Source organism: Mesorhizobium sp. M1329 (assembly GCF_040318035.1).
Taxonomy (GTDB): Bacteria; Pseudomonadota; Alphaproteobacteria; order Rhizobiales; family Rhizobiaceae; genus Mesorhizobium.
This window is the reverse complement of the sequence record NZ_JAMYLN010000012.1, coordinates 166,133-188,357: the sequence shown is the minus strand read 5'-3', so window position 1 is coordinate 188,357 and position 22,225 is coordinate 166,133. Positions and strand designations below refer to the sequence as shown.

Genomic DNA, 22,225 nt, shown 5'->3' with positions numbered 1-22,225 from the left:
GGAACGCTACTACGCCATGTTGGATGAACCAGCCATAGCCGCGTGACTCAAACGAAACGGCCTCCGGAAAACCCGGGGCGGTTCAACCCGCCATTTAAGTCCGACGCGAATTACAATCTGCTCTACAAAAATATGACTGGCAAACCGGTGCCGGAGCAGGCGGAGGCATTCTTCGACACTTGGGACCTCGATGCAACGAAACTGGAAATCGCTCGGACGATGCCAGTTCTGATGCGAGAGCATGGCGTGGATGATCACTACGTTGCGTTTTGGAGCATCTGGATGCAGGCCCTGCGCAATACTCAGCCGGAGCTGCTGGCGTATCTGATCTATATGGTCCAAAGATTGCTCTACATGAAGAGCATCCTACGCCCGACAGGGTCCATTTACCTGCACTGCGACCCGACTGCTAGCCATTACTTAAAGGTGATGATGGATGGTATATTTGGGCATCGGAACTTCCGAAACGAAATTATCTGGAGGCGGACACACTCCCACGGCGACACGAAGCGAAAGTTTGGGGCCGTCACCGATACGATCCTATACTACACCGTCTCGGACAAATATATTTTCAACCCGCAATATCGCCCGTTCAAAGCGGACTACATCGACGACACCTTCAAGAAGGATGCCAGCGGCCGCCATTGGCAATCCGTGACGTTGCGAAGCCCGAGCCTACGACCCAACCTGCATTACCCGTACGCAGCTTCGAATGGCGTAACCTACCATCCGCATCCCAATGGATGGTCCTGTGATATCGACAGGATGAGGACATATGACGCAGAGAAGCGGCTCCACTATCCAAGCAAATCCACGGGAGCATTGCGGCTCAAGATGTTCCTGGATGAGTCCTCAGGCGTAAAGGTCCAGAGCCTCTGGGACGACATTGACGCCATCCCGGCTAAGTCGCAAGAGCGGTTAGGTTATCCTACGCAGAAGCCAAAGGAGCTTTTGAAACGGATCGTGGCAGCCTCAACGAACGAGGGGCAAGTCGTATTCGACCCGTTTTGCGGATGTGGGACAGCAATATACGCAGCTCACGAGCTCCATAGAGAATGGATCGGCTGCGATATCGCCATACTGGCCGTTAAACTGATCAGAGAAGTTTTACAGGAACGGTACGCGCTCGCGGAGGGCGCGCACTTTGCGCTGGATGGGATCCCGGTGAGCGTCGAGCAGGCTGACGAGCTCTTCAAAGTCGACCCATTCCAGTTCCAACACTGGGTTGTCGAGCGAGTAGGCGGCTTCCCTATGCAAAAGAAGGTTGCGGACCGAGGGATAGATGGTCGCGTGTATTTTGAAACACGAAACACACTGGAAGAGATGATTATTTCGGTCAAAGGCGGGAAGCTTCGCCCAACCGATATTAGAGACCTCCGTGGAACAATGGAGCGAGAAAAAGCAGCTATGGCTGGATTTCTCAGTCTTCAGGAGCCATCCAAGGCAATGCGAGCCGAGGCGGCCGATGCGGGCGTATATACATACAACGACGTGGGGTACCCGCGCCTTCAATTGTTGACTGTCCGAGACATCCTCGAAGGTAAACGGGAGTTCCACATGCCAACTCGCGTCAATACCAAGATCAGCACCGGCCAACAGTCTCTTGCACTGTGAGGGCGTAGCCGAGGGCACAAGGACATAGAAGACCTAACCAGAGGAGCGTAGCACCCCCTCCTCCTTGGCAGCTGCCTCGAAGGCCTTACGGGCCTCCTCCGGGGTCGCCCGGTCCTCGACAGCGTCGATGCATAGTTGCACAGCCTTCCGCCACTTGGGCCCCATCTTGGTCCACTTCAGGAGTTCCTCGGCGGCACCCTCGACATTGTTGCAGCCGTAGGTGACCCCAGGTCGGTCGGTCTTGACGTACACCGGTGGGGAGAACCAATGGGTTGTCATGGGGGAATGTAGGGCGACTATGGAATTTCGTCGGCCGATTCTTGCTTCCGCAGCTCAAACTCTTCTGAAAGCTCCCGCGCCAGTGCGGCAAGCGCCATAGAAACCTGCGCTGCCAAAGTGGTGGCGCTCCAATCGACCTGCTCGCGCCGCTCAAGCTCCTGCAACAATGCAGCAAGGGACGCCGGCAGTTTCTCGTCGACTTCAAGACCAAGCCTGTTGCGGAGCATCTGACGATTATCTTCTGAGCTGATCAGCCGTCGGAAGGCTGTCCCTGCTGTTGGTCGTGCCGGCATAAGGTCGTCCCCAGATTCGGTCTCAAACACTTTCGTTGCGAAAGGGTTCCGAAGGGGAGCGAAATAATTTTGTTGAAATTTCTGAGCGGGGGATCGCGCGAAGACCCCCCGTCGCCCCTCTCGATCCCATAGAGGGTGAGCCAATGGGCTGCCATGCGGCTATTCGCGAAGATCGAACCCGACAAACAGGCCAAAGGCTGGGGCAATCTCGACAATAAGCTCGACCAGCGCGCAGTCACTTTCCACCAGATGCGGCGCGTCTCGGCGCACCGCTGCGATGGTCTCTTTGACGGAGATGATTTGCCCGCGACCGGCTTGTAAGATCAGCTCTTCAACAAGCTTATGGGCAGTCACTTTGCTCGGTCGGCAGTTCGTCAGAACGTTCATCCGAGGCCTCCCACCCCAGCGAGAACCCAAGGGAACATTGATGATCCTGTTGGGAAAAATCAAGGGGAATGTTGGGTAGAAATTTCTGAGCGGGGGATCGGATCACTGGCTCGCGCGAAGACCCCCCGTGCCCCCTTCGTTTCCCACACCGCGCCGCTCGGATCGCCTTCCCTCCCACAATCATTCCCACAACACGGCAGATTGTCGAATGATTTCAAAGGGGCAAACAGGATAATGCATCTCTTATGGCCATGAGGGGCGCATAGCGGTGTGATCGAGGCGCGAAGAGGTGGCAAGGCATAGGCAAATGTTCCTACGCTTCCCTTTCAATCGGTGCTTTTGCCAATTGACAATCTGTCACAAAATGACCCGGCGATAACCCCACGGTTCAACGCTAGGTGCAACGCTAGGGGCACATCGGCAACGCACATCGGCAAACCTTGCCCTGTCAGTAGCTCCGCGCAAATACGTAGGGGCTGCCAGTGGCGGTGGCGGGCATTTCGTGGGATTGATGCACTGAATTTGGGGCCGCGCCGGCCAGGGGGAAAAGACCATGAAAACCGCCATCAGAGTACTCATTGTTCTGCAAGTCGCCAATTTGGCGGCCACGCTTGGGGCCGATTACTTTGGTCGTCGCCGCGCCACGGCTATTCGCTGCCTGATCTATGCCACGCACGCCATGGGCGAGCCGAAGGCTTGCACGGAGGCATTTCCACGGCCCGAGCTGCCATAGGACGCGCGTGCCTAGGCGCGACCCATTGCGGTGAGCGTCCCAAGAAACAGGCCACAAATAAGCCCGCGCGCATGGTTTCCCTTCAGTGGGACTGATAGGTCAATCCGCGGCAACATTCTCAAACTTTCTTTCTCAATGATTTCAGCATCTTAGGCTAAAAATTCACCTCATCTGTCGTTTTTTTAAATCATCCCACTTGCGGGATAATCCCACTTGTGAGACAAAATGTCATCGAACGAGACGGCAACGCCAACTGGTTCGAGGCCGGGGACAAACCCTCGGCGCACGGCAAGGCCACCCTGGCCTTGGACCTTACAGCGGAACCAAAGGTCAGACTGGCGCGGAGCCGGGAGACAGCGCTTAACCGGGATGGTTGCGAGATAAGAGCCTAGAGCGAAAGCTGAAGAACTAGGTGGACCGTAACCAACGCAGTGGCAAGGCCGAAAGGCTGAACCGGGCGGCGCGACAAGTTTGACCTTGTCTATCCACTGTCGGGACATTCCCATTAGTGCAGCGGATTGACAAGCTCACGCAAACCACGGGTTTCCATCATGTATCGCGGAACGCTTATCCGTAGTGGCGGCAACGCCAAGACAATCAAGGGCGACAAGGCCGGCGAGTACGAAACAGCCATCATGTACCTAGCGCCGGCTGCACAATCGGGCATGGGCAACGTCTGCCCAATGGCTGCCACGGCAGGCTGTGAAATGGGCTGCCTGTCAAAGGCTGGCCGCGCGGCAATCTTCAATTCCATCGTCAACGCTCGGATCGCCAAGACGCGGCGCTATTTCAGCGACCGTGCGGCGTTCATGGCCGAACTGGTCAAGGACATTGAAGCCTTCGTTCGCTACTGCGAGCGCAAGGGCGTCAAGCCAGCGGTGCGGCTGAACGGTACCAGCGACATTCAATGGGAAGTAGCGCACCCATGCGTTCGCTACATCAAGCCTAAGCACCCTCAGCAGGAACGCGAGGCGCACTTCGCGTCGATCTTCTATGCGTTCCCCGAGGTGCAATTCTACGATTACACCAAGATCACCAAGCGGGCTTACCGCTCGCTGCCGGCTAACTACGCGCTGACCCTGTCCTATAGCGAGGCCAATCCGGCCTATGCTGCGGCTGTCATCAAGACTGCCTGCGAGACCGGCATGAATATGGCTGTCGTCTATCGGTCAAAGGCCCTCCGCGATAACATGCTGTACAGCGGCGATGCCTTCGGGGATGCCTCCAACGGCGTTGTGTCGACCACCCGCGTCATCCGCCAAGTCATCGACGGCGACGAAACAGACATGCGCTTCAGCGATCCTCGGGGGGTCATCGTCGGGCTCTACGCCAAGGGACCGGCCAAGCGCGACAGCTCGGGCTTTGTCGTCGGCTAACCTCTCCACTCACGCAACAGTTCCCTGAGCGCATCGGTCGGCAGCCTCCAGTTGCTGGCCGGTGCCGCTCGGGCAAACCCTCAAGGAAACCGCATGCCCACCGAGACAATCGTCGCCGCTGTCCTGTGGTCGGCCCTGATCACCGGCTGCGCCGTGTTCTTCATCGCAACCCTTCGGAGCCCGTCATAATGGACACCTCACTGCTAATTCACGATGGGACGACTGTAAGGGGCGTCCAAAAACGAGAGCAGCGCGTAAGTCTCCGGAGTGATCCGAAACCCTACGCGCTGCATTACGCGTACCGTCCATATAGTGAGTCGGGAATTACTTCCCCTTCTTCTCATCCTGGCTAAGCGCGGAGGCCGCCAAGGTGGCGATCTGGGCTTTGCTAGGCTTTATTGCGCCGGACAGGACTTTTCCGGCAAGACTCGAAACCTTTGGTGAAGATTGCTTTTTCGACATGATTTTTTCCATGAAAGGGTTGAGTTTTCCGCAAGGATCAAGCCGCAGAAAACGTTGACTGATTCGAATTTTACTGCTAGTAAAGTGCCGTAGCCAAAAGGCCACGGCACCCGAGCTTCGGATGCTAACGCAGAGCCTTAGCCCTGCTTAGTGTAACAACTCGGCTTGCCACATGGGATACTCCTTAATCAAAGACCGCTCCGGTCGGGTTGGGAGTTTGAACAGGACGGGAATCCTGTTCGACGTCTGGGGGGGCACTTGCCTCCCCATTCTCGTTCGGAGGCAACGACTCCGCGATTTCTTTCTTGCCGCTTTCTGTAACCCGAAATGTTCCGGGCGTTACGCGTTCAAGGACGCCACGCGTAACCATGTTTGCGGCTTGCGTACGTACGCTTGGACGCTTCATGTCCGGGTGTCCGATAATGTCCCCAGCCATCACAATGTCGTCTATGCCAAATTCGCTGGTTCCCTCATCGGACGCTAAAGACAGAAGTTGTGCCCATTGGACTGAAATCCCGCGTTCGCGCGATGCCGACGCCCGGCGCGTTCGGGCGCCACTCGACTGTGGGTTCAGATATTGCAGTGCATCGCGGTATGCGGCGATTTCCGCCTTGAGCGCGTGCCGCGACATCTCAAGCCCTTTAATCTGGGCATCAATATCTTCGAGCTGCGCTTGACGCTCTGCGATTCGTCTTTCGATAGGGTGTGCCATTACGGGTCTATAGCAAAATTCGCCTCACGCGTCAAGTGTACAGTCAACCTTAACCGACTGCAAACGATACGGCCGCCCAGCGTCAAGTGAATACGTTAAACGCGTAACAAGCGGTATTTGACTGTACGGTCAAATTTTGATGGGGAATGGCAGACCGGTCACCTATTGAGAGACCGTGCGTTCAGGCGTCGAACTTCAGCGGCTCGTGGCCTTCATCTTCGTGCCACATGACCTGGGCTAGATCGCGCATGTCGACGAGTTGGCCACAGTGAGCACACCGATAGAAATGCTCACGCTCGTCTACCACCGGCTTGCCATGTTTCTTGCCGGGATACGAGGGATCGAGGTCGGATAGCTTTGTCATAGCCGGTCAAACCACCGGCTCCCGCGAAGGTTCCCGTCAGTGACCCTTTGCAGTCACCTTCCTGGCCAGCACTGCCACACCCCTAGTGAACCATATTTCCTCGACTTCCCTCGCGGCCTCGCGGGGGGTGTCTTGGAACCCACCGTGGCTGAAGCCTGTGTGCCCGATCATGGCATTCATTGTCCAATACCAGCGTCGACCCTGCGGGCCACCAGCCATTTTGTAGATGCGGCCTACTCCCTGCTCCTCGGCAAAGGCCGAGAAGTCGTCGGGATGGTCATCCCACGTCCGCCTCCACCTCAACTTCAACTCGATCTCGCTCATGCCTGGGCAAATAGGGCCTCGCCGTGAACGGAGCAAGAACAGGAGACACCATGCACATCATCAACGAGCAGTTCCTGACCGAGGGCAAGGCCTTCGCGTTCATGCGCGGATACACCGACCGCTATCGCCCGGCGATCTTCGGGACTCGCCTCGTGAAGCGCCGCTCCCGCTGCGGCCAGTACTGGGAGGTGGTCGGCTCCCGCTTCGCCATCAACTGATGGCACATCTCTTGCATTTCGTAAGCCCGGTTCGGGTGGTCCGCCCGGGTCAAAACTCTCAGCAACTCTCAAAGGCAACTGACATGCTCAAGAAGGAATTTTTCAAAGGCCAGCGCATCCGCATCATCGTGCCGGCGTGGGCCGACCACACCGATGGCTTCGCTACGGGCAACACCGTGACCATCACCGAGCCGGACCTTCACGGGCTGGTCGAAGCGGTCAGCGCCACGACAGGCAACACCGGCATACTTTACCCCGACGAGTTCGAGGTGATCGACGCCAAAGAGCCCACCGCACCAATGACGAAGTCGGTCCTCGATCTGCTGCGCCGCAAAGGTGCGATCACCTCGCTCGAAGCTCAGGGTGTCCTGCGCTGTCGCCAGTTGCCGGCCCGCATCCTAGAGCTGAAGCGCCTGGGTCACAGGATTGTCACCGAACTGAAGTTCGACCCGACCGGCCAGAAGTACGCCCGGTATCACCTTCAGAAGCCCGCCGCGGCATAAATGCCACAGGCGCGTGAGCCGCCACTAATGGGCCCTCGCGCTTCCTTCCGCCTGATCCTAAGTCTGCCCAAAGAACAGACAGGGATTACCCCATGCCTAACATTCCAGCAAAAGAGCGACTGAGGCGTGTCGCCGTAATCGAGCTTATCCTCGGTACGAACGCAGAGTTGGCCGCGCTGGGTGATAGTCGAGACCTGCATGTCGTCCTGATGGCGATCCGCCTCGGGAACTACCAGAAGCGACCAATGGATGTGACGGCGCTCGCTGCGGCAACGAGCCTGCCACGGACGACTGTGATCCGCCACATTAAGGCTCTGGAGGGGCTGGACAGGATCAAGGTGGTGAACGCCGGTCGCCGGGCAATCCCGATCCTCATTGGTACTGATCGCCCGCTGACAAAGGGCTTCTACAGGAGGCTGGAGCAGCTCGTTCTTCAAGCATCAGCTAACCTGTCCAAAATGGACAGTTCACCGATAGACACAAATCGTAATGAAGTGTTAATCGCCCGCCAGCCGTCCCGCAAACGGGATAGAGGCCAACCCAGGGAATAACTATCATGCTACAGAAGTTCGAGGCGATCCTCGTTCAGCTTACCCGTATTGCAGACGCATTAGAGAATGTTGGAGGGTCCGCGTTGGGGGTCGGCGCGGCAGTACCCAGCAACCCCTACACCAGCCCCGAAGTGCCAGCCGGCTACGACACGGTGCTGAACTACCTTGCAAGAACTAACCCGGAAGCTCTTGATTTAATGGGTGATCCGGTCGCTGACACACAGCGCGATGGCTTCTGGTTGAAACACCAAGCCAGCCGCCGCGACCTTCAGATCACCTCGGTCGAGGCCCCAGCTCCGTTGAAGGAAGTGGGTATCGAGATGGTCAATGCATACCCAATCGAACTGCTGCGGGAACGTCTCGGGGACTAAGAGATGCAACGCAGGGAGGCATTCGGGGGACCTTCCCTAACGTGGGATGGTCCCCTTATTGCAAAGGGTGCGGCTCAGGAGTAATCAACACCACGTAACACCATGTGGAGGACTACCAATGAACACCTTTGCCGGTCGTCAGACCGAGAACAAGACCGCGCGTCGACTGCTCTCCTTCATTGAGGAGTTCGGCAAACTCGACCCGGAAATGCAAATCCAACAGATCGCCGTCTTCCTGCACGTCATGGGCAAGCCGGGGGTCACTATGCGGGAACTGGAACAGCTTACGGGGCTAAGCTCGTCGTCAGTCAGCCGCAACGTGTCGGCCCTGTCCAAGACACACCGAAAGGGACAGCCAGGACACGACCTTCTCGCAACCGTCGAGGACCCGATGGACCGGCGCATCAAGCGCATCAGCCCAACGTCGAAAGGCACCAAGGTCTTCAACACACTCATCAACATTCTCGGGAGTTGAACATGGCTGTCGCCAAGCGAGGAAAAGGATTTCAGGCTGAGTTCGTGGTGGCAGGCCAGCGCTTCCGCGAACAGTTCGAGACTGAGGCGGCAGCGGAGAAGTGGGAGTTCGACACCCGCGCCGCTTTGAAGGCCGGCAAGGCGCTGCCTGAGGGTCCTGCCAAGTCGACCGGGGGCAAGGATGTCGGCACCCTCGGTGAGGTTCTGCGGTCGGCCATCAAGTTCCGCTGGACCAGCGACAAGGGCTGTGTTGGTCAAGTCAGGAACGCCACGACGTTCGTCAAATGGGCGGGCGAGAAATCCGACCCGGCGCAGACCCTCAGCACGGGCAGCGTGTTGGACTTCGTCGAGCATCTGATGGACGAGCGCAAGGTCGCAAACCAGACGATCAACCGCTACCTGTCCGCAATCTCGGTCCTCGCCAAGCAGGCTCGGGTGGCCAAGCCTGATCTGCCTTGGCAGAAGGGAAAGAAGGGCCGGCTGCGGTTCTTCACCGAGGAGGAAGTGGCGCTGGTCATCCAGACCCTCACGCTGTGGGGGAAGGATCGCATCCGCGACCTGTTCATCTTCCTCGTCGACACTGGCGCCCGCCCGTACTCCGAAGCAACCGCCTTCAGGTGGCTCGATCTACGCGGCAACGTGGTGACCTTCGAGCAGACCAAGAACGATCTGCCTAGGAGCATTCCGCTGACCAAGCGCGCCCTCGAAGCGGTCGAACGGCAGCGGCCCTACACGGGCCACCTCGAAGGCCCGTTCTGCGACATCGGCAAGTGGGAGGTCATTGAGGTGTGGCGCAGCATCCGCGAACACATACCGGGGCTGTCCGACACCGTAGTCTACACCACGCGGCACACATGCTGCTCGTGGCAGATCATCCGTGGGATAGACATCCGTCGCGTCCAAATCTGGATGGGTCACAAGTCGATCCAGACCACCCTGAACTACGCCCACCTTGCGCCGAACCATCTGCTCGACAACCTCACCGCGCTCGAAGGTGGCGCGGCTCCGAGGCTCGTGGTAGTGAACGGCAAATCCTAAGCCGACCGTGTGGGAAACCATGTGGGAGACCGGTGGGATTTCCCCACAATGTGGGAGGTGGGCGTGGCGGAACTGGTATACGCAGCAGACTTAAAATCTGCCGGTGTTTCAAGCACTTACGGGTTCAAATCCCGTCGCCCACACCAAGCTTCGCAACGGACTTAAAATCCCTCGATCTCTGATCGTACGGGTTCGATTCCCGTCGTCCGCACCAGATTGGTCTTCGTTTTTAGTTTCGTAACTGGAGACCAGGGCGCTCGACCCGGTTCTGGCCGCCTCACCTCCCGATCGGGTTCAGCTTCAAATGCTGGATCAGGATAATCGTCTTGGCGTCGATGATCCGACCGTCGTGGATACCGGCCAGCGCCTCGTCGAGCGGCATTTCCAAAACTTCGATGTCCTCGCCTTCGTCGTGGGCGCCGCCGCCGTCGGAAATGCGGTCGGCGGGCGAATAACGGGCGACGAAGAACCAGAGCCGCTCGGTCACGCTGCCGGGGCTCATATAGGGCGAAAACAGCCGCTGCACGTCCTTCAGCCGGTAGCCGAGTTCCTCCTCGGCCTCCTTGCGGATGCAGGTTTCGGGATCGTCTTCGTCGAGCAGGCCGGCACAGGCCTCGATCAGCGGCTCCTTGTGGCCGGTGACATAGGCCGGATAGCGGAACTGCCGCACCAGAAGCACCGTCGAGCGCTCCGGATCGAAAGGCAGGATCACCGCGCCGTCGCCGCGATCGTAGGTCTGGCGGGTGTGCGTTTCCCATTTGCCGTCGCGCCGGCGGTAGTCGAAGACGGTCTTTTTCAAAACCGCCCATTCGTCGGAAAGGACTTCCTCAGAGCGGATGCGAATGCGATCTTCCATGGTGGACTCCCTGCTGCCGCGGCAAGGCGTAGCCGCGGACGCCCGTTCGTGCAATCCGGCCAGCTATTGGTCCAGAGCACCGGTTCACCGTCTCGTGTCTGGCGCTGGCACAATCGGCTGCATAAATAGCGGCAACCCTTCGCGGAGTTTTTTATGACCTCATCGCTTTTCCAGCCGATCACCCTCGACGGCCTCACCTTCCCCAACCGCATCGCCGTCGCGCCGATGTGCCAGTATTCGGCCGAGGACGGCTCGGCCAGCGATTGGCACCTTTATCACTGGATGAACCTGGCGATGTCGGGCGCCGGCATGGTCACCGTCGAAATGACCGATGTCGAGCGGCGCGGCCGCATCTCGCACGGCTGCCTCGGCCTCTATTCCGAGGACAACGAGGCGGCCGCCCGGCGCACCCTGGATGCAGCCAAGCGTGTCGCCGCACCGGGCACGAAATTCGGCACGCAGCTTGCCCATGCCGGCCGCAAGGCCTCCAACCGCGAACCCTGGGAGGGCGGCGGCCCGCTAAGCGCCGATCAGGACCCGTGGCCGATCGTGTCGGCCTCGGCGATCGCCTACGACACCGGCTGGCAGGTGCCGCGGGCGCTGGAGGACGCCGAGATCCTGCAAATCATCGAACGCTTCGCCGAAGCGGCCCGGCGGGCCGAGCGGGCCGGCTTCGACTTCATCGAGTTGCATGCCGCGCATGGCTATCTGATCTTCCAGTTCCTGTCGCCGCTCTCCAACCGGCGCACCGACCGCTGGGGCGGCTCACTGGAAAACCGCATGCGTTTCGCCGTCGAGATCGCCAAGGCGGTGAAGAAGGCAGTGCCCAGGCTGATGCTGGGCGCGCGTCTGTCGATCAAGGAATGGGTCGATGGCGGCTTCGAGGTCGAGGATGCGATCGAAGTGGCAAAAGCGCTGAAGGAAGCCGGCGTCGCCTATCTCTGCTGCTCGAGCGGCGGCAATTCGCCGTTGCAGAAGTTGCCGTCCGGGCCCGGTTACCAGGTGCATCTGGCCGAAGCGGTGCGCAAGGCCGTCGGCATCCCGACGCGGGCCGTCGGCCTTATCGACGATCCGAAACAGGCCGAGGCGATCGTTGCCGACGGCCGCGCCGACATGGTGGCGCTGGCGCGCGCCTTCCTTGCCGATCCGCGCTGGGGCTGGCGCGCCGCGGCCACCTTCGGCGAAAAAATCCACCCGGCGCCGCAGCTTGCCCGCTCGGTGACGACGATGCAGCACTGGATGAAGGCGGCGAACTGACGCCGGGTTCGTCTCGCTGGACGGGCCAGCACAGCTTCGCATTGATCCACTGCCGGTGTAGAGTGGCCGGCCGCGGCTGGGCGCGGCGGGTTGGGGGGAGCAGAGACATGTCGTTCAGGGGGATTTCCATTGCGGCCGCCGCCGCGGTTTTGGCCGGGCTGTCGTTCGGCGCATCGACGACGGCCGGGGCGCAATATTGCGAAGGTACGGTGCACGGACTTTCCAGGCACTACAATCTGGCAACGGGAAGCGGCTTTCTCGCCGTTCGAGCCCGACCGAACTCGTCGTCACGCATGATCGGGCAATTGTTCAACGGCGACCAAACCGAGATCTTCGACCGCCGCGGAAACTGGTACCAGGTCGATTTCGGCGGCCGCACCGGCTGGGCGAATGCGCGCTGGCTGCGCAATGACTGCGGCTATTGAGCTATTTTCGCCTGAGCTAAAATAGCAGTTGCAACCAAATCGGCCGCTCCGCGTTGGCGGCGATGATGGACAGCAAGCCATTTGAAAAGCCGGTCGTGGTCGAACTCGGCCATGTCGGCAAGTATCGCCACATCCGCAGCGCCCAGGAGGCGGCGGAGTGCCTGATGACGATCTGGCCGCTCAATCGCGGGCCCCGTCATCGTGATGCCCTCGACACTTGCCTAAAAGTGCTGGAAGGTTATCGTTCGACGGCGGATGCGCGCCGGGCACTGATCGAAGCCGCCAGGGAATCGGACGTGCTGGTCGCAGACGACAGGCTGCCAGACGACAGACTGGCCGACGACAGGCTGCATTGAGGCAACGGGCTTTCAACCGGAGGGTTTCATGGCGAAACTGACCTACAAGATCGTCGAGCATGACGGAGGCTGGGCCTACAAGGTCGGCTCGACATTCTCCGAAACGTTCCCGACCCATCAGGACGCGTTGCGCGCCGCCGAGATCGCTTCCGCCGAACAGCAGGTCGCCGGCAACACCGACGGCATCCAGTACGAGGACGCCGACGGCAAATGGCACGACGAGCTCGCCGACGGCCGCGATCGGCCGCAGACCGAGGTTTCGGATTAGGGTGTATCGATATCCCAGTGATGCCGGCGTGCTTTACAGGTCGGTTTGGTAGCGCTACCGTCTCACATCGCGCGTGACCAGGGAGGAGCCTGGGCGCTGTCGCGGGCCAGGCAGGAAAGCGGTTTCCTTCGAAGTCGTTGCAGGAATCAATCGGGAGGAGATCGATGGCGTCTGTCGCAATCGGCGATGTCTACAAATCATTCGGGAACGTCGAGGTCCTGCACGGGGTCAGCGTCGATATAAACGACGGCGAGTTCGTCACGCTGGTCGGTCCTTCGGGTTGCGGAAAGTCGACCCTTCTCAGAATGATCGCCGGCCTGGAAAAGATCTCGCGCGGCCAGATTGCGATCGGCAAACGTGTCGTCAACAACGTTGCGCCAAAGGAGCGCGACGTCGCCATGGTCTTCCAGAACTATGCGCTCTACCCGCATATGACGGTCGCCGAGAACATGGCGTTTTCGCTGATGCTCAAGGGCGTTCCCAAGACGGAGAGCGATGCCGGCGTGCGGCGTGCGGCCGAGATCCTGGGACTGGTGCCGCTGCTCGACCGCTATCCGCGCCAGCTTTCCGGCGGCCAGCGCCAGCGCGTCGCCATGGGCCGGGCGATCGTGCGCGATCCGCAGGTCTTCCTGTTCGACGAGCCGCTGTCCAATCTCGATGCTAAGCTCCGGGTGCAGATGCGCGCCGAGATCAAGGAACTGCACCAGCGCCTGAAAACGACGACGGTCTACGTCACCCACGACCAGATCGAGGCGATGACCATGGCCGACAAGATCGTCGTCATGCATGACGGAATCGTCGAGCAGATCGGGCCGCCGCTCGAACTCTACGACCGGCCGAACAACCTTTTTGTCGCCAGCTTCATCGGCTCGCCCGCCATGAACATGCTCAGGGGCGAGATCGTAACCGACGGCTCGCCGTCGTTTCGCGGCGCCGGCGGAATTTCGGTCCCGTTGGCCTCGGCACTTTCCATCGGCAATGGTGAGCCGGTCGTGCTGGGAATACGGCCCGAGCATTTACGGCTGTCCGACCATCAGGGCATTCCGGTCACCGTCGTGGTGGTCGAGCCGACAGGGTCCGAAGTGCAGCTCATCGGCCGCACCGCCGGCGGCGAGGAGATCGTCGCCAATTTCCGGGAACGCCATTCCTTCACGCCGGGCGAAACCATCCGGCTTACGGCCGAGCCTGGCCTCATCCATCTCTTTCACGGCAAAACCGGACAGCGGTTCGAAACACCCATCGAGCAGTAGGACGGCAAGGACAATAAGCAGGAGGAAGCGAGCATGAAATTCAGCAGACGCGACGTGATCCGCACCACCGCCGGCGTGGCGGCGGGAGCCTTGGGAAGCCGGCTCATCGGTTCTCCCGCCTTTGCCCAGGAGGGGTTGAAATACAAGCCCGAGGACGGCGCCAAGCTCAGGCTGCTGCGCTGGTCGCCTTTCGTGCAGGGCGACGAGGATCAATGGCTGGCCAACACCAAGCGCTTCACCGAAGCGACCGGCGTCGAGGTCCGCGTCGACAAGGAAAGCTGGGAGGACATCCGTCCCAAGGCGGCGGTCGCCGCCAATGTCGGCTCGGGCCCGGACCTGATGTTCGTCTGGTTCGACGACCCGCACCAATATCCCGACAAGCTGCACGACGTGACGGAACTGGGCGAATATCTCGGCTCGAAATATGACGGTTGGCACGATGGACCGCACCAATATGCGACGCGGCAAGGCAAGTTCCTCGGCCTGCCGCTGGCGACCATCGGCAATGCCATCGTCTATCGCGAAAGCTGGGTGAAGGAGGCCGGCTTCTCCGAATTTCCGAAGGACACGGCAGGCTTGCTCGAACTTTGCAAGGCGTTGCAGGCGAAGGGCCATCCGGCCGGCTTCACGCACGGCCACGGCGTCGGCGACGGCAACAACTACGCCCACTGGCTGCTGTGGAGCCACGGCGGCAAAATGGTCGACGAGAGCAGCAAGGTGACGATCAACAGCCCCGAGACGCTGAAGGCGATCGAATACGCGCAGGAGCTCTACAAGACCTTCATTCCCGGTACCGAAAGCTGGCTCGACGTCAACAACAACCGCGCCTTCCTAGCCGGCGAATTGAGCGTCATCGCCAACGGCATTTCGGCCTACAACACCGCCAAGGTCAACAAGGACAAGGATCCGAAACTGGCCGAGATGGCCAAGGACATCCGCACGACCAACCTGCCGATCGGCCCGGTCGGGAAATCCGTCGAGCTGTTCCAGGTGACCACGGCCGTGATCTTCGACTACACACCCTACCCCAACGCCGCCAAGGCCTACCTGCAGTTCATGTTCGAGGAACCGCAAATGGCCAAGTGGATCACGTCCTCGGCGGGCTATTGCTGCCAGACGCTCAAAGCCTTCGACAATAACCCGGTGTGGACGGCCGATCCTAACAATGCCGCCTATGCCAAGGCCTCGGCGACGCTGCGGCCCAACGGCTATGCCGGCCCGCTCGGCTATGCCTCGGCGGCGACCATGGCCGACTATGTGCTGGTCGACATGTTCGCAAAGGCGGTGACCGGCCAGGCGACGCCGCAAGAAGCGATGGAAGAAGCCGAGAAGCGCGCAAACCGCTACTATCGCGTTTGAGCCGGATTCAGCCGGGCAGCCATGCTGCCCGGCTTCGAATCGCGCATGGCCGCCTGGCCGATCAATGAGACCTTAGAGGAGCCGACCCATGGCCGTGACCTCCGCTGCCGCTCAGCCACGCCGGTCGACGCTGTCGCGCATTTTGACGTTCGTGTCTGAAAGTCATAACGCGCTTGGCTTCGGCTTCATGCTGCCGGCGGCGGCACTGCTGCTGGTCTTCCTGACCTATCCGCTCGGGCTCGGCGTCTGGCTCGGCTTCACCGATGCCCGCATCGGCCGCCCCGGCATCTTCATCGGCATTGAGAACTACGAATATCTGTGGGACGACGCCGTCTTCTGGCTCTCCGTCTTCAACACCTTGCTCTACACGATCAGCGCCTCGATCCTGAAGTTTGCGCTCGGCCTCTGGCTGGCGCTTATCCTCAACCAGAATCTGCCGTTCAAATCGTTCTTCCGCGCGATCGTCCTGCTGCCCTGGGTGGTGCCGACGGTGCTGTCGGCGATCGCCTTCTGGTGGATCTACGATTCGCAGTTCTCGATCCTGTCCTGGGCACTTATGGAAATGGGCCTGATCGACCATCGCATCAATTTCCTCGGCGACCCGGAGAATGCGCGGGCTTCGGTCATCGCCGCCAATGTCTGGCGCGGCATTCCTTTCGTGGCGATCACGCTGCTTGCCGGCCTGCAGACGATTCCGCAGTCGCTCTACGAGGCCGCCACGCTCGACGGCGCCAGCCGCTGGCAATTGTTCCGTTACGTGACGCTGCCGCTGCTGACGCCGATCATCGCCATCACCATGACGTTTTCGGTGCTGTTCACCTTCACCGATTTCCAGCTGATCTATGTGCTGACGCGCGGCGGGCCGGTCAACGCCACCCATCTGATGGCGACGCTGTCGTTCCAGCGCGGCATTTCCGGAGGCCAGCTTGGCGAGGGCGCCGCGATCGCAGTCGCCATGATCCCGTTCCTGCTGGCGGCGATCCTGTTCAGCTATTTTGGCCTACAGCGCCGCAAATGGCAGCAGGGCGGCGGAGATTGACATGACCGCGATCGAAACGAGCAAACGCCCGGAACTCGACGAAGGCGGTATGGGCTACCTGCAGAGTTTGCCGCGCCGCGTGGTGACGGTCTACCTGCCGCTGCTGATATTCGTCATCGTGCTGTTGTTTCCGTTCTACTGGATGACGATCACAGCGGTTAAGCCCAACCTCGAGATGACCGACTACGCCAATTTCAATCCGTTCTGGGTGGTGCATCCGACGCTCGAGCATATCCACTATCTTCTTTTCGAGACATCCTATCCAGGCTGGCTGCTCAACACGATCATCATCTCGACCGCTGCCACTGTGCTCTCGCTGCTGGCTGCGGTGTTCGCCGCCTATGCGATCGAACGCTTGCGGTTCTCCGGGGCGCGGCAGGTCGGCCTCGCGGTGTTCCTCGCCTATCTCGTACCGCCCTCGATCCTGTTCATTCCGCTGTCGGTGATGGTGTTCAACCTTGGGCTTTACGACACGCCGTTCGCGCTCATCCTCACCTATCCGACCTTCCTGATCCCGTTCTGCACATGGCTGCTGATGGGTTACTTCCGCTCGATCCCGTTCGAGTTGGAAGAATGCGCGCTGATCGACGGCGCGAGCCGCTGGCAGATCCTCACCAAGATCGTGCTGCCGCTGTCGGTGCCGGGGCTGATTTCCGCCGGCATCTTCGCATTCACCCTGTCATGGAACGAGTTCATCTACGCCTTGACCTTCATCCAGTCGTCCGAAAACAAGACCGTGCCGGTCGGCGTGCTCACCGAGCTGGTGCGCTCGGATGTCTATGAATGGGGGGCGCTGATGGCGGGAGCGCTGATCGGTTCATTGCCGGTCGTGGTGCTCTATTCGTTCTTTGTCGAGCACTATGTTTCCTCGATGACCGGAGCCGTGAAGGAATAGGCGGCATGGTCAGGAATGCGTGAGCTTCCCGGAGGGTGTCAGCTGCTAGTGTCGGACTTCGGCGCAAATGCGCGGTCGGCAATGCGTTCGATGAAAGCGACGACCCGTTCCGGCTCGACGAATTGTGGCATGTGGCCAAGCCCCTCGACCGGCTCGAAATCGAGCCCGCTGATCTTTTCCATCAGCGGCCAGCCATGGATATCGATCCCCAGGACGATGTCGGAAGCACCAAACAGAATGCCGGCTGGCATGGCGATCTCACCATAGCGTTGTTCGATGCGGCCAAGGTCGTGCTCGATGGCCGCGACGTCGGTCGAGGTTGCATAGAAATGGCTTGGCCTCAGCCCGCACCAGCCGCCGCCCTCGACCATATAGTCGGCCGGCGCGGTCTGCGGCGCGAAAATGAAGGCAAGCGTCGCTTCGGCATATTTGAGAGCCGCCGGGATCGCCACCGTATGCGCCATGATCCGCCGCCGCAGCGGCGACCTGACGTATAGCGGGCCGAACTTCTCGCGCACCTCCGGCTCCAGATGGGTCAGCGGTGCCAGCAAGGCGATACCGGAAATCGCCTCTGGACACTCGACAGCCAGCGTCAGCGCGATGGCGCCACCCAGCGAATGGCCGACGACCAGAGGCTTTTCCAGCCCAAGCGCCTCGATAAAGCGCCGCACGATCTCGGCCTGCTCGGGCAGCCGTCCGCTGGCGCCGCTGGCCCGCACCGAATAGCCGGAACCCGGACGGTCGAGCGCGATCAGCCGATAATTCGGGCCGAACCGTCCGAACAGCGTGTGGCCGAATTGATGAAGCTGCGCGCCAAGCCCGTGTAGGAAGACGATCGGCCGCCCCTCGCCCGTCTCGACATAATGGATGCGATTGCCGTCGACCTCGATGAATTTCCCGCTGGCCGGCACCAGCCTTTCGGCCTTCGCCGCGATCCGCCGCGTCGCCAGTATCGGATAGGCTGCCACGACGAGCGCCAGCAGAAGCAGCGCGCCGGGCAGCCATAGAAGAATCGAGACCGGCATGTCTTGCTCATGGCTCCAAACCGGCACGCAGCATCACCCGCCGAAGGGTCCACTGCAAGGGAGGTGGCACAGGTGGATCCGTCGTTTGGCGGCATTGCCGCCGGCCGTCCGCCGCGCTATCTCAGGCGACCCGTTTGCCGGAGCTAGTCATGACCGAAATCGTCACCGCCGCCATGCTCGTCATCGGCGACGAGATTCTGTCCGGCCGCACCAAGGACAAGAACATCGGCCACCTCGCCGACATCATGACCGCGATCGGCATCGACCTGAAGGAAGTGCGCATCGTTGCGGACGAGGAAGACGAGATCGTCGCTGCGGTGAATGCGCTGCGCACCCGCTATACTTATGTCTTCACCACCGGCGGCATCGGCCCGACGCATGACGACATCACCGCCGATTCGGTTGCCAAGGCCTTTGGCGTGCCATGCGAATACGACGCCAGGGCCTACGCCCTGCTGGAAGCAAGCTATGCAGCCCGCGGCATCGAATACACCGAAGCGCGCAAGCGCATGGCGCGGATGCCGCGCGGGGCAGACCACATCGACAATCCGGTGTCGGTTGCGCCGGGCTTTCGCATCGGCAACGTCCATGTCATGGCCGGCGTGCCGGCGATTTTCCAGGCGATGCTCGACAATGTCGTGCCGACATTGCGGGCCGGCACCAAAATGCTGTCGGCAACCGTGGAATGCCCGTTCGGCGAAGGCCTGATCGGCGGGCCGCTGGGCGACATCCAGAAGGCGCATCCGGACACGATCATCGGCTCCTACCCGAAATATGGCGACGGCAAATTCTGGACGGAACTGGTGGTGCGGGCCCGCAGCCAGCCGGCGCTGGACTCGGCACGCGCCGACGTAGAGGCTATGGTGGCGAGCTTGATCAGGGCAAGCAGAGTGGGTTGATCGGCCGGCCTGACGGAACCAGCATCGCGCAGTGACGTTTGTCACGAGTGGGATCGCCGTAAAACTGAGGGATTGCCATGCGCTTCAAGACCATCGTTGCCATATTGCAGAATGAACAGGATGCCGAGCGCGTCCTCGACTGCGCGATCCCGCTGGCCAGCCGATTCCAGAGCCATCTAATCGGCATTCATGCCGAGGCGCTGCCCGTGCCCTACACCTCGGCCACCGGCTTTCCGGACACCGAGTTCCTGCAGGTTTCCGCCGACATGAACCGGGAGCGCGCCGAGAAGTTGCAGGCCGCCTTTTACAAGCGCATCGAGAATTCCGGCCTGTCGTTCGAGTGGCGCAGCCTCGAGAGTTTTTCCGGCGACAGTGCGCTGACCGGCATCTCGACCGTTCGCACCGCGGACCTGATCATCGCCGCCCAGCGCGAATCGGGCAGCGATCCGAGCGCCGACGTCGACACGCTGGTCTACGATGCCGGCCGGCCGGTGCTGGTGGTGCCGCATTTGGGTCCCCTCGTCACCAGCTTCAAGCATGTGCTGCTCGCCTGGAACGGCAGCAAGGAAGCCGCGCGCGCGGCCTTCGACGCCCTGCCCTTCATCATCGAGGCCGAGAAGACGGACATCGTCGTCATCGATCCGCCGGATACGCTCGACGAGGCGCCGGAAACGGCCGGCGCAGAGATCGCCGCCTCGCTGTCCAGGCACGGCGCGACCGTCAGCGTCTCGGTGCTGAGGTCAGGCGGCGCCTCGGTCGACGACATCATCCAGACCAGGGTCGCCGAGTCGGGTGCGGACCTGCTCGTGCTCGGCGCCTACAGCCATTCCTGGCTGCGCCAGCTGCTGTTCGGCGGGGTGACGCGGACGGTGCTGCGCACCGCCCCGGTGGCGGCTTTCCTGTCGCGGTAGAGCATGATCCCGAAAAGTGGAATCCGGTTTTCGGAAAGATCATGCTCAAGAAAAAAGAATAGAGCCCCATCCCGATCATGTCGGGATGGAACAGGCTTTAGGTTCACAGGGATAGCTTTGCCACTCCCCTTGCCAAGGCCAAGCCTTTCCAGTTAATTCCGCGCGCATTCCATAGTGTCTGCGCGCGATGCGCGCTTTGCGGAGTGCGCGAAAGATGTCCCTGCCCGAAAAAGCCTTCCCGGTCTCCTGGGACCAGTTCCACCGCGACGCGCGCGCGCTCGCCTGGCGGCTTGCCGGCGCCAACAAGGGGCAATGGAAGGCGATCGTCTGCATCACGCGCGGCGGCCTGGTTCCGGCCGCCATCATTTCGCGCGAGCTTGGCATCCGCATCATCGAGACGGTCTGCGTCGCCTCCTACCATGATTATACCAGCCAGGGGCAATTGCAGGTGCTGAAGGAGGTCACGCCGGCGCTGCTCGCCGATGACGGCGCCGGCGTGCTGATCATCGACGACCTCACCGACACCGGCAAGACGGCGGGCATCGTGCGCGCGATGATGCCCAAGGCGCATTTCGCCACCGTCTATGCCAAGCCAAAAGGCAGACCGATGGTCGACACTTTCGTTACCGAGGTCAGCCAGGACACCTGGATCTATTTCCCTTGGGACATGGGCTTCACCTACCAAAAGCCGATCGCCGACGACCACGCCGGCTGATTCGCGGCAACGCCGCTCATTGCAGCCGGTCGCCCAAGGCACCATCCGCGACCGACAAATGCCTGCGTGATGCTCGCGCGGCCGCGCCATTTGGGCGAGACCGACGTAAATTGGCGCAATTTCGTTGGTCCATGAAAGATTTTTTACTTTTATTGCTCATGATTAGCCGTAAGATTCGTAAGACGGCAAACGATTCTGGAAGCTGGGGCAAGCTTCTCCGATGTTGACAAGGCCAACGACGCATAACCATCTGGCCGAAAGGGTCCGGCGACTCTTCGGCACGGTGCCGTCCCGCCTGCAGGTTGCCGCCCTGCCCTGGCGCGATAGCGGCGACGGCGTCGAAATCATGCTGATCACCAGCCGCGACACCGGCCGCTGGGTGCTTCCCAAGGGCTGGCCGGAAGCAAAGGAGCCGCTTTGCGAGGCGGCGGCGCGCGAAGCCGGCGAAGAGGCCGGGCTGCGCGGCACGATCTCGCATCACGAGGCCGGCCGCTATTTCTATGCCAAGGTGCTGGATTCCGGCGAGGAAGTGCCGTGCGAGGTGCTGGTGTTCCCGCTGCAGGTCGACAAGGTCGCCGACCGATGGAAGGAAAAGCGGGCACGCACCCGCAAGTGGGTCAGCGCCGCCGAGGCTGTGGGCATGGTGCATGAACCGGACCTTTGCCAGATCATCGCCCATTTCTGCGCCGATCCACGCCGGTTCTCCTGAGCCCGAGCCGCGCATAGCCGCGATCAGGTGCCGCTATGCGGAGGCGAACCTCCCTCGCTGCGCTCCGTTTCTATCCCCGTTATCCACATATGTGACACACAAGATGTTGGGGTCATAAAAGCTACGCAAACGAATCCTTGACGCCGCAAAACGAGTCGCCTTTTATAGGCCATGCGCTCCTGTTGAGAGTGCGACCGGAAAAGTTTCGAGGCCGGTCTTTTTCCCGGAATATGTGCGTTTTGAACCGCATTCCCGCCTGTTCACGAGGCCGGCGAAGGCGTGGAATTTTGAAGCTCTTTTGGGGCGAAAGGGAGGATTGTCGGACTTGAATAAATTGTCTGTTAATACTATATTTAGTGTTTGCAGGTAGGTTCGACGCTAGATAATGTGAAGTTCCCTCGACCGAGGGTGTTACAAAAAGTTTTCAGTTTTGAGGGACCCACAGGGTCCGTGAGCGCGTTGGACAGCGGCCTCGCAAGAGGTTCGACCGGCAGGGCGGCGGAGACTGTGACGATGAGAGCCGGCGGTTTTCGAGCGCCGGCAGACGGCGGACATGCGCGTT

General features: G+C 60.6%; 30 protein-coding genes and 1 tRNA gene. 23 read left to right on the top strand and 8 right to left on the bottom strand.

The window, feature by feature from the left end; genetic code table 11:
* The first annotated feature begins 42 nt into the window (after positions 1–42).
* A complete protein-coding gene (locus NKH21_RS15255) occupies positions 43–1,614 on the top strand; it encodes a DNA methyltransferase (RefSeq protein ID WP_352865906.1) in 1,572 nt (523 codons plus the stop codon).
* A gap of 33 nt (positions 1,615–1,647) precedes the next feature.
* Here NKH21_RS15255 and NKH21_RS15250 read toward each other — a convergent pair whose 3' ends face one another.
* The 3 genes from NKH21_RS15250 to NKH21_RS15240 form a co-directional block, all read right to left on the bottom strand.
* Positions 1,648–1,893: a DUF982 domain-containing protein gene (locus tag NKH21_RS15250; RefSeq protein ID WP_352865904.1), complete on the bottom strand. Its 246-nt coding sequence runs from the start codon at positions 1,891–1,893 to the stop codon at positions 1,648–1,650.
* Between the two features lie 17 nt (positions 1,894–1,910).
* Positions 1,911–2,186 carry a hypothetical protein gene (locus tag NKH21_RS15245; protein WP_352865902.1) on the bottom strand — a complete coding sequence of 92 codons (276 nt, stop codon included), beginning with the start codon at positions 2,184–2,186 and terminating at the stop codon, positions 1,911–1,913.
* Positions 2,187–2,345: 159 nt separating this feature from the next.
* Positions 2,346–2,573: a hypothetical protein gene (locus tag NKH21_RS15240; RefSeq protein ID WP_352844998.1), complete on the bottom strand. Its 228-nt coding sequence runs from the start codon at positions 2,571–2,573 to the stop codon at positions 2,346–2,348.
* 553 nt (positions 2,574–3,126) lie between these two features.
* On the opposite strand from NKH21_RS15240, the gene NKH21_RS15235 reads away from it, so the two are divergent.
* The 3 genes from NKH21_RS15235 (at position 3,127) to NKH21_RS15225 (ending at position 5,202) form a co-directional block, all read left to right on the top strand.
* Positions 3,127–3,306, top strand: a complete 180-nt coding sequence (locus tag NKH21_RS15235; protein WP_352865900.1) for a hypothetical protein — start codon at positions 3,127–3,129, stop codon at positions 3,304–3,306.
* A gap of 551 nt (positions 3,307–3,857) precedes the next feature.
* A complete protein-coding gene (locus NKH21_RS15230; RefSeq protein WP_352865898.1) occupies positions 3,858–4,682 on the top strand; it encodes a GP88 family protein in 825 nt (274 codons plus the stop codon).
* Between the two features lie 370 nt (positions 4,683–5,052).
* Entirely contained in the window at positions 5,053–5,202 is a 150-nt protein-coding gene (locus tag NKH21_RS15225) for a hypothetical protein (protein ID WP_352865896.1), read from the top strand.
* Between the two features lie 126 nt (positions 5,203–5,328).
* Here NKH21_RS15225 and NKH21_RS15220 read toward each other — a convergent pair whose 3' ends face one another.
* The 3 genes from NKH21_RS15220 to NKH21_RS15210 all read right to left on the bottom strand — a co-directional run bounded on the left by NKH21_RS15220 (position 5,329) and on the right by NKH21_RS15210 (position 6,544).
* A complete protein-coding gene (locus tag NKH21_RS15220) occupies positions 5,329–5,856 on the bottom strand; it encodes a hypothetical protein (RefSeq protein WP_352865894.1) in 528 nt (175 codons plus the stop codon).
* Positions 5,857–6,037: 181 nt separating this feature from the next.
* Positions 6,038–6,220, bottom strand: coding sequence for a hypothetical protein (locus NKH21_RS15215; protein ID WP_352865892.1), 183 nt, complete (start codon positions 6,218–6,220; stop codon positions 6,038–6,040).
* A gap of 36 nt (positions 6,221–6,256) precedes the next feature.
* A complete protein-coding gene (locus NKH21_RS15210) occupies positions 6,257–6,544 on the bottom strand; it encodes a hypothetical protein (protein WP_352865889.1) in 288 nt (95 codons plus the stop codon).
* Positions 6,545–6,594: 50 nt separating this feature from the next.
* On the opposite strand from NKH21_RS15210, the gene NKH21_RS15205 reads away from it, so the two are divergent.
* The 7 genes from NKH21_RS15205 to NKH21_RS15175 all read left to right on the top strand — a co-directional run bounded on the left by NKH21_RS15205 (position 6,595) and on the right by NKH21_RS15175 (position 9,845).
* Positions 6,595–6,762: a hypothetical protein gene (locus NKH21_RS15205; protein ID WP_352865886.1), complete on the top strand. Its 168-nt coding sequence runs from the start codon at positions 6,595–6,597 to the stop codon at positions 6,760–6,762.
* 83 nt (positions 6,763–6,845) lie between these two features.
* Positions 6,846–7,265 (top strand): helix-turn-helix domain-containing protein, encoded by a 420-nt coding sequence (locus NKH21_RS15200; protein WP_352865883.1) that lies wholly within the window; start codon positions 6,846–6,848, stop codon positions 7,263–7,265.
* A gap of 92 nt (positions 7,266–7,357) precedes the next feature.
* Positions 7,358–7,816 (top strand): hypothetical protein, encoded by a 459-nt coding sequence (locus NKH21_RS15195; protein WP_352845010.1) that lies wholly within the window; start codon positions 7,358–7,360, stop codon positions 7,814–7,816.
* Between the two features lie 5 nt (positions 7,817–7,821).
* On the top strand, positions 7,822–8,187 hold the full coding sequence (locus NKH21_RS15190) for a hypothetical protein (RefSeq protein ID WP_352865881.1): 366 nt from the start codon (positions 7,822–7,824) through the stop codon (positions 8,185–8,187).
* Positions 8,188–8,305: 118 nt separating this feature from the next.
* Positions 8,306–8,662 (top strand): MarR family transcriptional regulator, encoded by a 357-nt coding sequence (locus NKH21_RS15185; protein ID WP_352865878.1) that lies wholly within the window; start codon positions 8,306–8,308, stop codon positions 8,660–8,662.
* Positions 8,663–8,664: 2 nt separating this feature from the next.
* Positions 8,665–9,699 (top strand): tyrosine-type recombinase/integrase, encoded by a 1,035-nt coding sequence (locus NKH21_RS15180; RefSeq protein WP_352865875.1) that lies wholly within the window; start codon positions 8,665–8,667, stop codon positions 9,697–9,699.
* 57 nt (positions 9,700–9,756) lie between these two features.
* A tRNA-Leu gene (locus NKH21_RS15175) sits at positions 9,757–9,845 on the top strand.
* A gap of 131 nt (positions 9,846–9,976) precedes the next feature.
* On the opposite strand, the gene NKH21_RS15170 is transcribed toward NKH21_RS15175, so the two are convergent.
* The gene (locus tag NKH21_RS15170) at positions 9,977–10,555 is read right to left on the bottom strand and encodes an NUDIX domain-containing protein (RefSeq protein ID WP_254817694.1); all 579 of its coding nucleotides are present in this window, start codon (positions 10,553–10,555) and stop codon (positions 9,977–9,979) included.
* Positions 10,556–10,708: 153 nt separating this feature from the next.
* Between NKH21_RS15170 and NKH21_RS15165 the strand changes: the two genes are divergently transcribed.
* The 8 genes from NKH21_RS15165 (at position 10,709) to NKH21_RS15130 (ending at position 17,404) form a co-directional block, all read left to right on the top strand.
* Positions 10,709–11,812, top strand: a complete 1,104-nt coding sequence (locus tag NKH21_RS15165; RefSeq protein WP_352865873.1) for an NADH:flavin oxidoreductase/NADH oxidase — start codon at positions 10,709–10,711, stop codon at positions 11,810–11,812.
* Between the two features lie 107 nt (positions 11,813–11,919).
* Complete coding sequence (locus tag NKH21_RS15160; RefSeq protein ID WP_352865870.1) at positions 11,920–12,237, top strand: SH3 domain-containing protein; 318 nt, start codon at positions 11,920–11,922, stop codon at positions 12,235–12,237.
* A gap of 62 nt (positions 12,238–12,299) precedes the next feature.
* Positions 12,300–12,593, top strand: coding sequence for a DUF982 domain-containing protein (locus NKH21_RS15155; RefSeq protein ID WP_352662432.1), 294 nt, complete (start codon positions 12,300–12,302; stop codon positions 12,591–12,593).
* A gap of 28 nt (positions 12,594–12,621) precedes the next feature.
* Positions 12,622–12,861 carry a DUF2188 domain-containing protein gene (locus NKH21_RS15150; RefSeq protein ID WP_023674770.1) on the top strand — a complete coding sequence of 80 codons (240 nt, stop codon included), beginning with the start codon at positions 12,622–12,624 and terminating at the stop codon, positions 12,859–12,861.
* A 164-nt stretch (positions 12,862–13,025) separates the two neighbouring features.
* A complete protein-coding gene (locus NKH21_RS15145; protein WP_352865866.1) occupies positions 13,026–14,111 on the top strand; it encodes an ABC transporter ATP-binding protein in 1,086 nt (361 codons plus the stop codon).
* Positions 14,112–14,144: 33 nt separating this feature from the next.
* On the top strand, positions 14,145–15,470 hold the full coding sequence (locus NKH21_RS15140) for an ABC transporter substrate-binding protein (protein WP_352865863.1): 1,326 nt from the start codon (positions 14,145–14,147) through the stop codon (positions 15,468–15,470).
* A gap of 187 nt (positions 15,471–15,657) precedes the next feature.
* A complete protein-coding gene (locus tag NKH21_RS15135) occupies positions 15,658–16,509 on the top strand; it encodes a carbohydrate ABC transporter permease (protein WP_376705884.1) in 852 nt (283 codons plus the stop codon).
* 1 nt (position 16,510) lies between these two features.
* On the top strand, positions 16,511–17,404 hold the full coding sequence (locus NKH21_RS15130) for a carbohydrate ABC transporter permease (RefSeq protein ID WP_352865860.1): 894 nt from the start codon (positions 16,511–16,513) through the stop codon (positions 17,402–17,404).
* A 38-nt stretch (positions 17,405–17,442) separates the two neighbouring features.
* On the opposite strand, the gene NKH21_RS15125 is transcribed toward NKH21_RS15130, so the two are convergent.
* On the bottom strand, positions 17,443–18,429 hold the full coding sequence (locus NKH21_RS15125; RefSeq protein WP_352865858.1) for an alpha/beta fold hydrolase: 987 nt from the start codon (positions 18,427–18,429) through the stop codon (positions 17,443–17,445).
* A 149-nt stretch (positions 18,430–18,578) separates the two neighbouring features.
* Between NKH21_RS15125 and NKH21_RS15120 the strand changes: the two genes are divergently transcribed.
* From NKH21_RS15120 to NKH21_RS15105, 4 genes are all read left to right on the top strand, one after another.
* A complete protein-coding gene (locus tag NKH21_RS15120; protein WP_352865855.1) occupies positions 18,579–19,328 on the top strand; it encodes a competence/damage-inducible protein A in 750 nt (249 codons plus the stop codon).
* A gap of 77 nt (positions 19,329–19,405) precedes the next feature.
* A complete protein-coding gene (locus NKH21_RS15115) occupies positions 19,406–20,239 on the top strand; it encodes a universal stress protein (protein WP_352865852.1) in 834 nt (277 codons plus the stop codon).
* Between the two features lie 214 nt (positions 20,240–20,453).
* Positions 20,454–20,954 (top strand): xanthine phosphoribosyltransferase, encoded by a 501-nt coding sequence (gene gpt, locus NKH21_RS15110; protein WP_023674762.1) that lies wholly within the window; start codon positions 20,454–20,456, stop codon positions 20,952–20,954.
* A gap of 220 nt (positions 20,955–21,174) precedes the next feature.
* Complete coding sequence (locus NKH21_RS15105; protein ID WP_352865849.1) at positions 21,175–21,663, top strand: NUDIX hydrolase; 489 nt, start codon at positions 21,175–21,177, stop codon at positions 21,661–21,663.
* Positions 21,664–22,225 lie beyond the last annotated feature (562 nt).

Coding starts and splice junctions, on each gene's coding strand:
- NKH21_RS15250 (WP_352865904.1), bottom strand. CDS start 1,893: ATGACAACCCATTGGTTCTCCCCACCGGTGTACGTCAAGACCGACCGA.
- NKH21_RS15245 (WP_352865902.1), bottom strand. CDS start 2,186: ATGCCGGCACGACCAACAGCAGGGACAGCCTTCCGACGGCTGATCAGC.
- NKH21_RS15240 (WP_352844998.1), bottom strand. CDS start 2,573: ATGAACGTTCTGACGAACTGCCGACCGAGCAAAGTGACTGCCCATAAG.
- NKH21_RS15235 (WP_352865900.1), top strand. CDS start 3,127: ATGAAAACCGCCATCAGAGTACTCATTGTTCTGCAAGTCGCCAATTTG.
- NKH21_RS15230 (WP_352865898.1), top strand. CDS start 3,858: ATGTATCGCGGAACGCTTATCCGTAGTGGCGGCAACGCCAAGACAATC.
- NKH21_RS15220 (WP_352865894.1), bottom strand. CDS start 5,856: ATGGCACACCCTATCGAAAGACGAATCGCAGAGCGTCAAGCGCAGCTC.
- NKH21_RS15215 (WP_352865892.1), bottom strand. CDS start 6,220: ATGACAAAGCTATCCGACCTCGATCCCTCGTATCCCGGCAAGAAACAT.
- NKH21_RS15210 (WP_352865889.1), bottom strand. CDS start 6,544: ATGAGCGAGATCGAGTTGAAGTTGAGGTGGAGGCGGACGTGGGATGAC.
- NKH21_RS15205 (WP_352865886.1), top strand. CDS start 6,595: ATGCACATCATCAACGAGCAGTTCCTGACCGAGGGCAAGGCCTTCGCG.
- NKH21_RS15200 (WP_352865883.1), top strand. CDS start 6,846: ATGCTCAAGAAGGAATTTTTCAAAGGCCAGCGCATCCGCATCATCGTG.
- NKH21_RS15195 (WP_352845010.1), top strand. CDS start 7,358: ATGCCTAACATTCCAGCAAAAGAGCGACTGAGGCGTGTCGCCGTAATC.
- NKH21_RS15190 (WP_352865881.1), top strand. CDS start 7,822: ATGCTACAGAAGTTCGAGGCGATCCTCGTTCAGCTTACCCGTATTGCA.
- NKH21_RS15185 (WP_352865878.1), top strand. CDS start 8,306: ATGAACACCTTTGCCGGTCGTCAGACCGAGAACAAGACCGCGCGTCGA.
- NKH21_RS15180 (WP_352865875.1), top strand. CDS start 8,665: ATGGCTGTCGCCAAGCGAGGAAAAGGATTTCAGGCTGAGTTCGTGGTG.
- NKH21_RS15170 (WP_254817694.1), bottom strand. CDS start 10,555: ATGGAAGATCGCATTCGCATCCGCTCTGAGGAAGTCCTTTCCGACGAA.
- NKH21_RS15165 (WP_352865873.1), top strand. CDS start 10,709: ATGACCTCATCGCTTTTCCAGCCGATCACCCTCGACGGCCTCACCTTC.
- NKH21_RS15160 (WP_352865870.1), top strand. CDS start 11,920: ATGTCGTTCAGGGGGATTTCCATTGCGGCCGCCGCCGCGGTTTTGGCC.
- NKH21_RS15155 (WP_352662432.1), top strand. CDS start 12,300: ATGATGGACAGCAAGCCATTTGAAAAGCCGGTCGTGGTCGAACTCGGC.
- NKH21_RS15150 (WP_023674770.1), top strand. CDS start 12,622: ATGGCGAAACTGACCTACAAGATCGTCGAGCATGACGGAGGCTGGGCC.
- NKH21_RS15145 (WP_352865866.1), top strand. CDS start 13,026: ATGGCGTCTGTCGCAATCGGCGATGTCTACAAATCATTCGGGAACGTC.
- NKH21_RS15140 (WP_352865863.1), top strand. CDS start 14,145: ATGAAATTCAGCAGACGCGACGTGATCCGCACCACCGCCGGCGTGGCG.
- NKH21_RS15135 (WP_376705884.1), top strand. CDS start 15,658: ATGCTGCCGGCGGCGGCACTGCTGCTGGTCTTCCTGACCTATCCGCTC.
- NKH21_RS15130 (WP_352865860.1), top strand. CDS start 16,511: ATGACCGCGATCGAAACGAGCAAACGCCCGGAACTCGACGAAGGCGGT.
- NKH21_RS15125 (WP_352865858.1), bottom strand. CDS start 18,429: ATGCCGGTCTCGATTCTTCTATGGCTGCCCGGCGCGCTGCTTCTGCTG.
- NKH21_RS15120 (WP_352865855.1), top strand. CDS start 18,579: ATGACCGAAATCGTCACCGCCGCCATGCTCGTCATCGGCGACGAGATT.
- NKH21_RS15115 (WP_352865852.1), top strand. CDS start 19,406: ATGCGCTTCAAGACCATCGTTGCCATATTGCAGAATGAACAGGATGCC.
- gpt (WP_023674762.1), top strand. CDS start 20,454: ATGTCCCTGCCCGAAAAAGCCTTCCCGGTCTCCTGGGACCAGTTCCAC.
- NKH21_RS15105 (WP_352865849.1), top strand. CDS start 21,175: ATGTTGACAAGGCCAACGACGCATAACCATCTGGCCGAAAGGGTCCGG.